Raw genomic sequence first — 13,003 nt, forward strand, 5'->3', positions numbered from 1 at the left:
ACTGCTTATGGCAGCACGGGGTTGAACGGTTTAACGTGTGCCGAGCGGTAGACGCCTGCTTCCCAGTAAGGGTCGGCGTGTGCCCACTGTTCGGCTTGTTCAAGGGTGTCGAATTCAGCGATAACAACGGAGCCTGTAAAGCCCAAGATACCCGGGTCTTTTTCAGCGATCGCAGGGCAGGGGCCTGCGACAAGTAAACGTCCTTGCTCTTTTAATGCCTCTAAGCGTTTAATATGCGCTGGGCGCGCTTGCTTACGCTTGGCGAGCGAGTCGTCATGGTCTTCTGCAAAAATCACAAACCACATGGCTTATTTTTCTCCTTCCATGTCCTCAGCGTGTCGGTAGATATACATACCTGTAGCGACGACCAGCACTAACGAAATACCAATAATGCCAAACACCTTAAAGTTAACCCAAGCATCTTGTGACATATATTGAGCGACATAAACATTAACCGCCGCAATCGCGATACAGGTAATCACCCAAGCATACGTCAGGCGGTTCCATGCCTTATCGGGCATTTTGATGTCGGCATCAAATAGGCTTTTCAGCGGGCTGGTTTTTTTGATCCAAAGCGTGCCAGCCAATAGCGCGGCAATCAGCACGTAGATAATGGATACTTTGATTTTAACGAACCAGTCATCATGTAAAAAAACGGTGATACCGCCAAATACCAGCACGGCACCTAACACGATCCAATGGCGGCTAGTAATGGGTTGTTTAAGTAGCTTAAGACCAACTAGCTGTACGATGGTTAATCCCATTAGCGCCCAGGTCGCAGCGAAAATATCGACCATCTGATACACGACAAAAAAGACAACTAATGGTAAGTACTCTAATACCAGCGCCATGGATACTCCTACTGCTCAGTGGCTGACTTCATCGACCCGACAAATTGTCCAAGTTGGTCGAGCATTTGTGCTGTATTGTCGAGGTTTTTCTCGATAATAGCAACGACCGCCGAACCACTGATAGCGCCTTGTGCACCTGCCTTAATCGTGGCCGCCACATGCTCGGGTTGGGAAATACCGAAACCTAGCATAATCGGCGCCGAACCGGCTGAACGCAATTGCGCAATGAGCTTCTCAGCTGGCACCTGCATTTGTGTTTCGGTTCCTGTCACGCCCGAACGGCTGAGCAAGTAAACATAGCCTTGGCTTTGCTTGGCAATTGCCTCGACCAACGCATCTGAAGCGTCGGGTGGGCAAATAAACACCGGTGCCACCTGACGATCAAGCGCAGGTTGTGAGAAGCGAATGGCTTCTTTGGTCGGTAAATCAGCGACCAGTACCGAGTCGACGCCAACCGCTGCCATTTTATCGTAAAATGTATCGATTCCTTTGGCAAAAATGAGGTTTGCGTAAACCAACAAGCCAATCGGAATATCAGGTGCGTATTCGCGCACTTGTTTTAGAATCGATAAACAGTCTTCAAATCGCGTACCCCCCTCAAGCGCACGAACGTTAGCGCGCTGAATAACGGGACCATCGGCGACAGGGTCAGAAAACGGAAGACCCAGCTCCAGAGCATCGGCGCCAGCATCAATCAAGCGCTTGATGATTTCGACACTGACTTCAGGGGTCGGATCCCCTAAGGTGACGAAGGGAACGAAAGCCCCTTGTTGCTGCTTCTCTAAATTTGCGAATAGTTGTTCATAACGACTCATTTACGGACACCCTGTTATTTTTCTTGAGCATTAAAAATACGACGAACGTGATCAATATCTTTGTCGCCACGCCCCGATAAGTTGATTAAAAGGATTTCAGGTGCATCGGGTTCAGCTGCACGTTTGAGTGCGTAGGCGAGCGCATGTGCAGATTCCAATGCAGGTATAATACCCTCATGGCGAGAAAGTAACTGAAATGCGGCTAATGCCTCATCATCGGTGACCGACTCATAACGCGCTCGACCAATCGCTTTTAAATGTGCGTGTTGTGGTCCAACACCAGGGTAATCCAAGCCGGCAGAGACAGAGTAAGATTCTTCGACTTGTCCTTCATCGGTTTGCATCAAATAAGTTAAGCAGCCGTGCAAAATGCCTGGGCTTCCCGCTGTCAGCGTTGCGCCATGGTGTTGCGTGTCGACACCTTTACCGGCAGGCTCGACGCCTACCAACGCTACATCGGGTTCATCGATAAAGTCAGTGAACATGCCAATGGCATTCGAACCACCTCCGACACAGGCAATGACTTCATCGGGCAGACGACCTGCTTGCTCGATGATTTGTTGCTTCGCTTCTTCCCCAATCATTTTGTGAAACTCACGCACAATCGTCGGGAAGGGGTGAGCACCGGCTGCGGTACCTAGCAAATAATGGGTGGTTGGATAACTCGCTGTCCAGTCACGTAAGGCTTCATTAACGGCATCTTTTAACGTCCCGCTTCCAGTATCAACAGGCACCACCTTGGCACCCATTAATTCCATACGAAATACGTTGGGTTGCTGGCGTTCGACGTCTTTTTTACCCATGTAAATAATGCATTCAAGATCGAGTAGTGCACAAGCAAGCGCTGTTGCTGTGCCATGCTGACCCGCTCCGGTCTCTGCAATGATGCGCGTTTTACCCATCCGTTTAGCGAGTAATGCCTGCCCCAATACTTGGTTGGTTTTATGGGCACCGCCGTGCAACAAGTCTTCGCGCTTGAGGTAAATTTTTGTTCCGTTAGGACTGTCTAACGGTAAGTTACGACACAGCGATAGCGGCGTGGGGCGACCTAAGTAATTCTTCAACAGGCCACGAAACTCTGCTTGGAACGCCTCATCCTGCTGTGCGTCAGTAAATGCTTTTTCGAGCTGCTCTAATGCAGGTAATAGAATTTCAGGTACAAACTGACCACCAAAGTCGCCAAAATAGGCGGAAAGTGACTGGCTCATGCTGCGGCCTCCTGTGAATGAATCGATTGTGCATTCGCACCGTAGTGACGAATGCGTTGAAAGAGAGAATAAACTAATTGTGCATCTTTAATACCGGCTTGCCACTCTAACTTCGAGCTCGCGTCCACCCCGATAAAGCCTTGGCTAATCGCTGCGCTGACATTGCTTGGACTAATTCCTCCGGCAAGTAGGCAGCGGGCCCGTTCTTGTGCATCCATGTCATTCAATAATTGCCAATTAAAGGTTTCGCCCGTGCCACCTTGACCATGATCAAGTACAAAGCGGTCGACTGAATGGCGTAGCGGATGCTCGTTGAGCCTAAATGGTGCGTCAACGGTGACCGCCTTCCATATTTGTACGTGCGCGATACCCGCTTGCTTAAAGCGGTTTTTCAGTTCAACGGTGAAATCAATATCCTCATGCCCATGCAACTGCACAGCATGCAAACCAAGCTCGAACGCTGTATCCACTACAAACGAGAGGGGTTGATCAGCGAACACGCCGACATAGTGTAACCCTTTAACTTGACGAATAATGTTGCCCGCTTGCTCGACCTCGAGACAACGAGGAGAGCGTTCGGCAAAAATCAAACCGCCAAACACAGCGCCCGCCGTGCGTGCGCTAAGTGCATCCTCTGCACGTGTTAACCCACAGACCTTGTTTTCGCCATAGAGTAATTTTCGGCAGGCGAGGTCGACATCGTTTTCAGCGCTTAACGCGCTACCGACTAAAAAGCCATTGACGATATCGCTGCAGCGGCGAATATCGTGGTGTTCACTAAATCCTGATTCAGCGATCAGCAGCGCCCCTTTGGGGGCGAGAGGTGCCAGCTCGTGGCTGCGATTAGGGTTAATACTGAGATCGGTTAAGTCACGATGGTTGATACCGATAATGCGTGCGCCGAGTTGTGCGGCACGCTCCATTTCGGTCTCATTGGCGACTTCTGTCAGCACGTCTAATCCTAACTCATCGGCAACCGCGTGCAGACGTTGGTATTGCTCGTTATCTAACACCGACAGCATCAGCAATATGGCATCGGCACCAAAATAGCGAGCGCGATAGACTTGTTGTTCGTCAATAAAAAAGTCTTTGCAGAGTATCGGTAAGTCAACGTGCTGGCTGACTGCTGCCAGATACTCGTAGCTACCTTGAAAGTACTCAGGCTCCGTTAGCACTGAAATCGCAGCTGCATAAGGCTGGTAGGTTTTCGCTAGCTCGACTGGATTAAAGTCGGGCCGAATCAGTCCTTTAGATGGCGATGCTTTTTTGCACTCTAGAATAAAACCCGCTTGTGGCTGGTTCAAGGCATCATAGAGGCTGCGGGTACTTGGAGACAACGCATTGTGTTCACTCGGTATTGCGTATAACTGGTCTTGTTGCTTATTTTGGAGCCTTTTTTGGGCAACAATTTCAGTGAGTATATTACTCGACATAAATGCCTCCTTGTACAGCTTGAATGCGCTCTAGGTGGGTCATCGCAGCACCGCTCCCGAGATGCTCCAATACCGCTTCAGCCGCTTGTTTGTAGTCTGCGAACTTATCGGCCATGACCAGTAAAGGTGCGGTGTTAATTGCGATTGCGTGGTTCTGTGCACGTGAACCTTGGCCCGCTAATATCCGCTTCAAAACGGTGGCGTTATAATCAGCGTCGCCACCTTTCAGTTCGCTCAATGGCGCCTCGCTCAAGCCAAAGTCACTGACTGACAAGGTATATTGCTCGAGCTTATTATCGCGTAGTTCCACCACTTCTGTTGTGCCGTGTAATGCGAACTCATCGACGCCAGAACCGTGCACTACCATAGCACGCTCGGTGCCCAAGCGCTGTAGGGTTTCCGCCATCGGCTGCAACCATATAGGACTATATACACCCAGTAATTGAATGTTAGGTCGTGCCGGATTGACTAACGGTCCGATTAAATTAAATAGCGTGCGCGTTTTCAACGTTTGTCGCACAGGCATCGCATATTTGATGCCAGGATGATAGTGCGGCGCAAACAAGAAGCAAAAGCCGTGGTCGGCTAGCTGTTTTGACGCCTCACGCGGATCAAGATCAACGCGCAAACCCAGTGATTCTAATACGTCAGCAGACCCCGAACGAGATGACACACTGCGATTACCGTGTTTCGCCATCGACAAACCCATCGACGACGCGACCAACGCCGAGGTCGTTGATAGATTAATGCTGTTTGAGCCATCGCCACCCGTACCGCAGCTATCGGCAAGTAAGCCGTTGGTGCTAGTGAGTGGTTTGCTGACATCGAGTACTGCGCGAGCTGCACCCGCCAGTTCCGCGGGCGTCTCGCCACGTAGCTTCATCGCCACCAATGCGGCACTGATTTGCGCATCATTTAACTCACCTTTAACAAGGTGACGAAATAGTTTTTGGCTCTCGTCCTGGGACAGAGGACGACCTTCGAGCAGGGTGGTGATCTCATTCATGACTACGTCCTTCATTAAACTGTTGAAATAGGTACTGAACCGCATCCTGCAACATCAACTTGCCGGTCGGTGTTAATAAAGATTCTGGGTGGAATTGAAAGCCCACCGCGTTAAATTCGGTAAATTCAGCCGCCATGGGAATAAGCCCATTGACACTCTGACACTCACCCACGACCTGAATGCTATCGGGTAAGTCATAAATACTCAGCGAGTGATAACGACCGATTACGCATTGATGTTGATGAGGTTGGCTAGCAAACAACGGATGAGGGCGGATCGACATGTGCGCCGTTTTACCGTGCACAACTTCACCGCAACGAGCGACACGGGCTCCGCTTTTCTCAGCCAGAGCCTGAAAGCCCAAACAAATACCGAGCATCGGATAGCGTCGTTGGCAGGCATCGATCATCGCCATCAGTTCGCCTGCTTGAGAAGGACTGCCTGGTCCGGGTGACAAGCAGACAACCTGAGGCCCACTATAGTTGTCGAGTTCACTTAATAAGCGAGCTGGGCTGATGGTGTTGCGATAAACACGAAGTTCGTATCCGAGCTGACTGAGTTCGTCAACCAAGTTATAAGAAAACGAATCGAGATTATCAATCAGTGTGATGCGACCTTTCATGAGCGCACTCCTTGGGCATTAGCCGTTTGAACTGCGGCGATAACTGCGCGGGCTTTATTTTCGGTCTCGTCGACTTCGGCTTGTGGGTCGGAATCATGCACCACACCAGCGCCCGCCTGTACAACAGCACGTCCATTACTGACAAATGCCGAGCGAATGACGATGCAGGTGTCCATATCGCCATTACCCGCCAGGTAGCCTACGGCACCGCCGTAGCTTCCTCGTCCCTGTTGTTCGACTTGTCGAATTAGGCGGGCAGCACTGACTTTAGGCGCACCAATCAGTGTACCCATATTCATGCATGCGCGATAAGCGTGGAGCGGGTCGCAATCGTCACGCAGTTGTCCAACCACCCGAGAGACCAAGTGCATAACGTGCGAGTAGCGATCAACCTTAAGTAAGTCAGCAACATTACGGGTACCAGGTTGGCAGATCCGCGCTAAGTCATTACGTGCGAGGTCGACTAACATTAAGTGCTCAGATAATTCTTTTTGGTCCATGCGTAATTCGAGTTCGAGACGGCTATCCAAGTCATGATCCACCCGACCATCTGGGTGCTTACCGCGGGGACGCGTTCCTGCGATGGGGTAAAGTTCGACTTGGTTACTCGCCGCAGTGTACTTAAGCGCAGACTCAGGGGAGGCTCCGAATAGCGTGAAATCTGGGTGATTCAGATAAAACATATACGGAGATGGGTTGGTCTGCTTAAGTACCGCATAGCTCGCGAGTGCATCATGACACGGCAAGCTAAAGCGGCGCGACGGCACTACTTGGAAAATATCACCGTCGAGAATGTGTTCTTTTAACTCCAGCACATGTTGCTTAAATACGGCTTGTGAGGGTGTCGCGGTGACGCTTTCATAGTCAGCGGCGAGTGGGGTGTACTGGGTTTGCGTGCGTGGTGGTAATTGACACCGTGCTGCGAGCTCACCGACTCGCTGACTCATCTGCGCATAAGCATCCGACGATACTTCAGGAGCGAAGAGCGAGGCAATCAACTGGCTTGATTGACGCTGGTGGTCAACGGTTAGCAAGGTTTCAGCGACATAAAAAACATAGTCAGGCGCGCTGTTTTCGCCAACCTCGACCGTGGGAAGTTGCTCGTAGCTGGCGAGTAAGTCGTAGCCAAAGGAGCCGGCGAGGAATACCGCGAACTCATTATGAGATGCGGGATTTAACGGTGCCAAAGCGGTCTGGATCAATCGCAATGGCTCAAAGTTAGAAACTTCTTTAAGGCGACTGGTTTCATCAAGGTCGCGATTAGATGCGGGAAACTCAAATTCGCTTATTGTGGTTGAGGCGCTTACTAGATAATCGGCTAATCGTGCTTCTAAAAATGCTTTCAGTGGTTGACCGTTATCAGTCAGCGCTTGAACACGAACTCGTTGACCCTCGCACTTAAGCTCTAGAGCCGCGTCTATCAGCAGCAGGCTTTTCAAGGCTTGCTTGGTACCAATATCGGCAGAGTCGAGTAAGACATGCCGACCACTTGGCTGGCACACCTGTTGGTACACGCTGTGTGTATCCGCTTGGTAGGGCAGCTCGACTTGAATCGAGGTCACCGCAGCTTGAGCTTGTTGAGTATTTAAATTCATTTAACTGCTTCCTTTTGAAACCGCCCAACAAGCATAAAAAAACCCGCTCGTTGAGCGGGTTTTCGAAACTGTACTTATTTACGTATGCGCACAGAACCACAACCCGCTAATTCGGGAAGTGCCACCACCAAGCGTGTAGTGAAAATTGTGCTACTTGCATCGTAAATGTGTCCGTTTCGTTTGAGTTTGCTGTTTAGTTGTTGACAAATTACCGCGCTAAGCGCGTGCTGTCAACACCCAAAATGCATTACTTGTATTGTGCTGGCTCACCATCTTCTGGCAACGCATTTAAAATGAACTCACGTAAATCTTCGTTCGACTTTTGTAAGTCAGGACGGCGCAAGTACATCATGTGACCACTGCGGTAGCCTTTAAAGCTAATACGGTCTTGCATCAGTTTACTCCGATCCAACTGCCAAGTTGTATACTTCGCATCAAAGTAGTTGGTCGCGCCATCAAAGTAGCCCGCTTGTACCATGACATTTAGATACGGGTTGGCCGCCATTGCTTCGCGCAGTTGTTCACCGGTGTTGTTATTTGAACGATCCCACGGATGCACAGGACCAAACATGTTGTACTTCACATCAGTTTTGTAACCGAGCTCTTCACGCAGGTAGTAATTAATCGCCGGCGTAAATGAGTGCAACCACGAAGTCAGTTCAGCGTTATAGTCTGGTCCATCGCCCGCGCGACGGCCATCAATACCTAAATAACGTGAATCCAAACGACCAATCGTACGATCGCGGTCACGAAGCAGTTCTTTCCAGAAATACCAAGTGCTTGGCGCGAGGTTATTACTTAACACCGCTTCTTCTGATAGACCTGAATAGCGTGCGACTTGCGAAGCGATTTGCTCACGTTGTTGGTGCGTAAGTGAGGCGCCTTTTGCCAACGCAGGCAGGTACTCGTTTAAGGTGTAAGTTTCAGCTTCGTCCAACACGTCTAGCAGGTCTTTGCTTTGTAGGTCACTTGGCAACGCATCGTGATACCAAGCGGCGGCCGCATAGTAAGGTAGGCGGTTAGCCTCTTCTACAGGACCACTGCGCTCAATACCCAATTCAGTTGGCGACACGAGTACAACACCGTTGAGGTACATCCATTGTTGATTTTGCAATGCATGCGCCAAGCCAGATACACGTGTTGTACCGTAGCTTTCGCCAATCAGGAACTTAGGCGAACGCCAACGATTGTAGCGAGAGGTGAAAGTATTCATCCACTCAGCAAGATACTTAACGTCTGAGTTTACCCCGAAGAACATTTTTTGTTGTTCGTCACGAGAGGGCATTTCGCCGTTCTCGTTTGGCAGTACACGCGAATAGCCGGTATTGACTGGGTTGATAAATACAATGTCAGCCACATCTAGAATCGAATGAGGGTTATCTTGAACACCGTAGGGTTGGATAGGATAGCCTTCGTCGCTCAACTTGAGCACTTTAGGACCGGTGTAAGCAAGGTGCATCCAAACGGAAGCCGAACCCGGGCCCCCATTAAATGAGTAAACGATAGGACGCTTTTCGCGATTATCGATGTCTTCTCTTTTATAATAGGTATAAAACAAGGTAGCGGTTGGCTTACCTTCATCGTTCCATACCGGTAGTGTCCCTGCTGTTGCTGTGTAATCAACGGTCTCGCCACGAATTTCGACACTGTGCTCTGTGGTTTTGCTTGACTCAATCGGAATTAAACGCTGATGCGCTTGGACATCTTGAGCTTGTGCTTGAGCATCCAATGTCATGACTGAGGCGGTTGTTAGTAAAGTCGCGGTTATTGTACCCACGATTGTTTTTGTTGCTAAAGTCATTACGCTCTCCTTGGAATTATCCTTTCCAGACTAGCAGGTTTTTACCCTATATGGTCAAAACAAATGCGACCATTGCGCGAACAAATACGACTATTGATAGGCTTGAGCAAATATCCATAAAGGTATAGAGTGAGCTAAAATTAAACGCCCGTTTAAAATAGAGATTAATGACGATGGTAGCGAACAAACAACAATATCCAACGCTCTTCACACCACTGGACCTTGGCTTTACCCAACTCAAAAACCGCGTATTGATGGGATCGATGCATACCGGTTTGGAAGAAGAAAAAAACGGCTTTGAAAAATTAGCCGCTTTTTATGAAGCACGTGCGAAAGGGGGGGTGGGTTTAATTGTCACCGGTGGTATTAGCCCGAACTTTCGGGGCCGATTAGCGCCGTTTGGCAGTGAGTTGTCAAAGCCGTGGCATGTAGCTAAACATCGACAGGTGACTAACGCCGTGCACAAGCATGATAGTAAGATTTGTTTACAGATTTTGCATGCGGGTCGTTACAGTTATCATCCATTCTCGCTAGCGCCCAGTGCAATTAAAGCACCTATCACTCCGTTTACGCCCAAGGCAATGAGTGAGCGCCAAATTACCAATACCATCAGCCACTACGGGCGTTGTGCCAAGCTTGCGCAGAAAGCAGGTTATGATGGCGTCGAAATCATGGGCTCGGAAGGCTATTTGATTAACCAGTTTCTTTGTCCAAGAACAAACAAACGTAGCGATAAATGGGGCGGCGACTTTAGTGGGCGCAGTCGCCTAGCGCTTGCGATTGTGAATCGAGTGCGTGAACAAGTCGGCAACGACTTCATTATTATCTTTCGTTTATCGATGCTGGATTTAGTCGAGGACGGTCATACCTTGGATGAGGTTATTGAGTTGGGCCAACTGCTTGAAAAAGCGGGTGTAACAATCATCAACACCGGGATCGGCTGGCACGAGGCACGCGTTCCTACGATTGTGACCTCAGTCCCACGTGGCGCCTTTGCTTGGATTACCGAGCGGGTTAAGCAATCATTATCGGTGCCAGTGGTGGCCGTTAACCGTATCAACACGCCTGAAATTGCTGAGCATATTTTATCAACTGGGCAGGCGGATATGGTGTCGATGGCTCGTCCATTGTTAGCGGATCCCGACTTAGTAATTAAAGCGCAGCGTCAGCAGCCCGAGAAAATAAACACCTGTATTGCGTGCAATCAAGCATGCCTCGACCACGTCTTTTCGAATAAACGTGCTTCGTGCTTGGTTAATCCTTTGGCATGTTACGAGACTGAATTGGTCATGCGGCCAGCAACAACGCCGAAACGACTTGCCGTCGTAGGGGCCGGACCTGCCGGTTTGGCGTTCGCGTGTTTCGCCGCGGAACGCGGGCACGACGTCACTATTTTTGATAAGTCGCAAGTTATTGGTGGCCAGTTTAATTACGCAAAGCAGATACCGGGTAAGGAAGAGTTTTTCGAAACATTGCGCTATTTTGATGAGCGTTTGAACGATGCAGGTGTTAAACGCGTGCTTGGTCAGGAACAGTCAGCAGAGAGCTTAGCCGAAGCAGGTTTTGATGAAATTATTCTGGCAACAGGTGTATCGCCCCGTCAGGTTGATATCGAAGGTATCGATCAGCCACATGTCTTAAGCTACCTTGATGTGTTGCGCGACCATAAACCCGTGGGCCAACGGGTTGCGCTAATTGGAGCCGGGGGCATTGGCTTTGATGTGGCGGAATACCTTACGACCGAAGAACAACTGACGTTAGATGAGTCGGCATGGAGTGAGCGTTGGGGGATCGATAAATCCTACGAAACGCGAGGCGGTTTGAAAAAGCAACAACCAGAGCGCAGTTCACGCGAAGTTTGGTTACTGCAGCGCAAAGAGAGTAAAGTCGGCAAGGGACTTGGAAAAACGTCGGGTTGGGTGCATCGCACCGAGTTGAAAAGTAAAAATGTCCATATGTGGAACGGCGTGAGCTATAAAAAAGTCACTGCTGACGGTCTGTTGATCGAACGCGACGGTGAGGAGCAGTTGATTAAAGTGGACACAATAGTGATTTGTGCAGGACAGGTTCCGCTGCGCGCGTTACAATCGTCACTCGAACAACAGGGACGACCCGTGCACTTGATCGGTGGCGCCGATGTGGCCGCTGAGCTGGATGCCAAACGAGCGATTCGTCAAGGGGCGGAACTCGCAGCAAGGATCTAATTTGATAATCGATTTACATTGCCATACTACTCATTCCGACGGCAGCCTAACAGTGCCCGAACTGATCGACAGGGCACAGGCGAACGGTGTGTCTGTTTTGGCGATCACCGATCACGACAATGTGGCAGGGGTTGCCGAGGCACGTCAGCATATCGAGCAATCAAATTATGATCTAAAACTGGTTTCGGGTGTTGAGTTATCCTGTTGGTGGGAAAGCTTCGAGATACATATTGTCGGTTTGAACATGGATGAACAACACCCGAGCCTGCAACGCTTATTGCAAACACAACAAACGCGGCGTCAGCAGCGCATCGATGCGATTGTCGAAAAACTTGCCTCCCGCGACATCAACGTCGAAATTGACAACGACGGTATTCCGACCCGAAAACACATTGCTGATCAATTGGTTCAGCAAGGCTATGTGGATAAAGTACAAAAGGCGTTTGATCGCTTTATCGGTAAAGGTAACTTTGCCTATGTACGGCCTCAATGGTGTTCTATCGGACACGCAATCAAGGCAATACATGAGGCTGGAGGCAGCGCCGTGTTAGCCCACCCTCACGCGTATCAACTCTCTAATAAATGGCTACGAAAACTTATCGGCGAAGGCAAAGCATGGGGGCTCGATGCTATCGAAGTGAGCATCGGTCAACAAACGTTAGGTCAACGATCAGCGCTCGCCGAATTTGCCCATGATTTTGAGCTAAAAGCTTCACAAGGCTCCGATTTTCACTATCCCTCACAGTGGCGCGATCTGGGCAAAAATCTTTGTCTGCCGGCAGCTTGTGTGCCAATATGGAATGACTGGTTCAGTTAAAGACCACACCTAGGTATGGAGGGGCTATGAGCCAATATTTTGAAGTACATCCGATGAATCCGCAAAAGCGGCTAATTCAACAAGCCGTCGATATTATTCGTCAAGGCGGTATTGTCGTGTATCCGACTGATTCGGGTTACGCGATCGGCTGTCAAATAGGTGATAAGAAGGCGGTTGATCGTATTTGTCAGATCCGTGATATCGATAAAGAACATAACTTTACGCTGATGTGTCGTGATCTCTCTGAACTCTCGACCTATGCGCGTGTCGATAACGATGCGTTTCGACTGTTAAAAAATAATACGCCAGGACCTTACACTTTTATTTTAAAAGGCACCAAAGAAGTTCCTAAGCGCCTGCTCAACCCCAAACGTAAGACTATTGGTATTCGCGTGCCAACTAACCGTATTGCGCTCGCCATTCTGGAAGAATTGAACGAGCCCCTGATGTCAACGAGCTTGATTTTAGGTAATAACGAGTTGGCAGAATCTGATCCCGAAGCGATCCGCGAGCAACTTGAGAAGCGTGTCGACCTCATTGTTGATGGCGGCCACAAAGGTGAAGAGCCGACGACCGTTGTTGATTTGTCCGAGGGAGCGCCTGTGGTTATTCGTGGCGGTTCGGGTGATACTCAACCGTTTGAGTTTTAAC

The 13,003-nt window shown here is 49.6% G+C and carries 12 protein-coding genes and 1 other annotated feature; of the genes, 3 read left to right on the plus strand and 9 right to left on the minus strand.

The window, feature by feature from the left end; all coding sequences use genetic code 11:
• Positions 1-5 precede the first annotated feature (5 nt).
• The 9 genes from DFP83_RS08720 to DFP83_RS08760 all read right to left on the minus strand — a co-directional run bounded on the left by DFP83_RS08720 (position 6) and on the right by DFP83_RS08760 (position 9,331).
• The gene (locus DFP83_RS08720) at positions 6-305 is read right to left on the minus strand and encodes a YciI family protein (protein ID WP_110574870.1); all 300 of its coding nucleotides are present in this window, start codon (positions 303-305) and stop codon (positions 6-8) included.
• A 3-nt stretch (positions 306-308) separates the two neighbouring features.
• Positions 309-851, minus strand: a complete 543-nt coding sequence (locus tag DFP83_RS08725) for an inner membrane-spanning protein YciB (RefSeq protein WP_110574872.1) — start codon at positions 849-851, stop codon at positions 309-311.
• Positions 852-859: 8 nt separating this feature from the next.
• Positions 860-1,666, minus strand: a complete 807-nt coding sequence (trpA, locus tag DFP83_RS08730; RefSeq protein WP_110574873.1) for a tryptophan synthase subunit alpha — start codon at positions 1,664-1,666, stop codon at positions 860-862.
• Positions 1,667-1,680: 14 nt separating this feature from the next.
• Complete coding sequence (gene trpB / locus DFP83_RS08735) at positions 1,681-2,874, minus strand: tryptophan synthase subunit beta (RefSeq protein ID WP_110574875.1); 1,194 nt, start codon at positions 2,872-2,874, stop codon at positions 1,681-1,683.
• Positions 2,871-4,307: a bifunctional indole-3-glycerol-phosphate synthase TrpC/phosphoribosylanthranilate isomerase TrpF gene (trpCF, locus tag DFP83_RS08740; RefSeq protein WP_110574877.1), complete on the minus strand. Its 1,437-nt coding sequence runs from the start codon at positions 4,305-4,307 to the stop codon at positions 2,871-2,873. Before trpCF ends, trpB begins: the two co-directional genes overlap by 4 nt.
• Positions 4,297-5,313 (minus strand): anthranilate phosphoribosyltransferase, encoded by a 1,017-nt coding sequence (trpD, locus tag DFP83_RS08745; RefSeq protein ID WP_110574879.1) that lies wholly within the window; start codon positions 5,311-5,313, stop codon positions 4,297-4,299. The genes trpCF and trpD overlap by 11 nt, the downstream gene beginning before the upstream one ends.
• Entirely contained in the window at positions 5,306-5,935 is a 630-nt protein-coding gene (locus DFP83_RS08750) for an anthranilate synthase component II (RefSeq protein WP_110574881.1), read from the minus strand. Before DFP83_RS08750 ends, trpD begins: the two co-directional genes overlap by 8 nt.
• The gene (locus tag DFP83_RS08755; RefSeq protein ID WP_110574883.1) at positions 5,932-7,530 is read right to left on the minus strand and encodes an anthranilate synthase component 1; all 1,599 of its coding nucleotides are present in this window, start codon (positions 7,528-7,530) and stop codon (positions 5,932-5,934) included. The genes DFP83_RS08750 and DFP83_RS08755 overlap by 4 nt, the downstream gene beginning before the upstream one ends.
• Positions 7,531-7,563: 33 nt before the next feature.
• Positions 7,564-7,666: a sequence feature (Trp leader region), on the minus strand.
• A gap of 111 nt (positions 7,667-7,777) precedes the next feature.
• Complete coding sequence (locus DFP83_RS08760) at positions 7,778-9,331, minus strand: S10 family peptidase (protein ID WP_110574885.1); 1,554 nt, start codon at positions 9,329-9,331, stop codon at positions 7,778-7,780.
• Positions 9,332-9,504: 173 nt separating this feature from the next.
• Here DFP83_RS08760 and DFP83_RS08765 point away from each other — a divergent pair, with 173 nt between their 5' ends.
• Genes DFP83_RS08765 through DFP83_RS08775 form a run of 3 tightly spaced genes read left to right on the plus strand, consistent with a single transcriptional unit; the run spans position 9,505 to position 13,002 of the window.
• Positions 9,505-11,535, plus strand: coding sequence for an NADPH-dependent 2,4-dienoyl-CoA reductase (locus DFP83_RS08765; protein WP_110574944.1), 2,031 nt, complete (start codon positions 9,505-9,507; stop codon positions 11,533-11,535).
• Complete coding sequence (locus DFP83_RS08770) at positions 11,486-12,352, plus strand: PHP domain-containing protein (protein ID WP_110574887.1); 867 nt, start codon at positions 11,486-11,488, stop codon at positions 12,350-12,352. Before DFP83_RS08765 ends, DFP83_RS08770 begins: the two co-directional genes overlap by 50 nt.
• Positions 12,353-12,378: 26 nt before the next feature.
• On the plus strand, positions 12,379-13,002 hold the full coding sequence (locus DFP83_RS08775; protein ID WP_110574888.1) for an L-threonylcarbamoyladenylate synthase: 624 nt from the start codon (positions 12,379-12,381) through the stop codon (positions 13,000-13,002).
• Position 13,003 lies beyond the last annotated feature (1 nt).

The organism is Idiomarina fontislapidosi, assembly GCF_003226255.1.
Taxonomy (GTDB): Bacteria; Pseudomonadota; Gammaproteobacteria; order Enterobacterales; family Alteromonadaceae; genus Idiomarina; species Idiomarina fontislapidosi.

Excerpts from the sequence above, each read along its gene's own strand:
- DFP83_RS08720 (WP_110574870.1), bottom strand. The coding sequence starts at position 305 with ATGTGGTTTGTGATTTTTGCAGAAGACCATGACGACTCGCTCGCCAAG.
- DFP83_RS08725 (WP_110574872.1), bottom strand. The coding sequence starts at position 851 with ATGGCGCTGGTATTAGAGTACTTACCATTAGTTGTCTTTTTTGTCGTG.
- trpA (WP_110574873.1), bottom strand. The coding sequence starts at position 1,666 with ATGAGTCGTTATGAACAACTATTCGCAAATTTAGAGAAGCAGCAACAA.
- trpB (WP_110574875.1), bottom strand. The coding sequence starts at position 2,874 with ATGAGCCAGTCACTTTCCGCCTATTTTGGCGACTTTGGTGGTCAGTTT.
- trpCF (WP_110574877.1), bottom strand. The coding sequence starts at position 4,307 with ATGTCGAGTAATATACTCACTGAAATTGTTGCCCAAAAAAGGCTCCAA.
- trpD (WP_110574879.1), bottom strand. The coding sequence starts at position 5,313 with ATGAATGAGATCACCACCCTGCTCGAAGGTCGTCCTCTGTCCCAGGAC.
- DFP83_RS08750 (WP_110574881.1), bottom strand. The coding sequence starts at position 5,935 with ATGAAAGGTCGCATCACACTGATTGATAATCTCGATTCGTTTTCTTAT.
- DFP83_RS08755 (WP_110574883.1), bottom strand. The coding sequence starts at position 7,530 with ATGAATTTAAATACTCAACAAGCTCAAGCTGCGGTGACCTCGATTCAA.
- DFP83_RS08760 (WP_110574885.1), bottom strand. The coding sequence starts at position 9,331 with ATGACTTTAGCAACAAAAACAATCGTGGGTACAATAACCGCGACTTTA.
- DFP83_RS08765 (WP_110574944.1), top strand. The coding sequence starts at position 9,505 with ATGGTAGCGAACAAACAACAATATCCAACGCTCTTCACACCACTGGAC.
- DFP83_RS08770 (WP_110574887.1), top strand. The coding sequence starts at position 11,486 with ATGCCAAACGAGCGATTCGTCAAGGGGCGGAACTCGCAGCAAGGATCT.
- DFP83_RS08775 (WP_110574888.1), top strand. The coding sequence starts at position 12,379 with ATGAGCCAATATTTTGAAGTACATCCGATGAATCCGCAAAAGCGGCTA.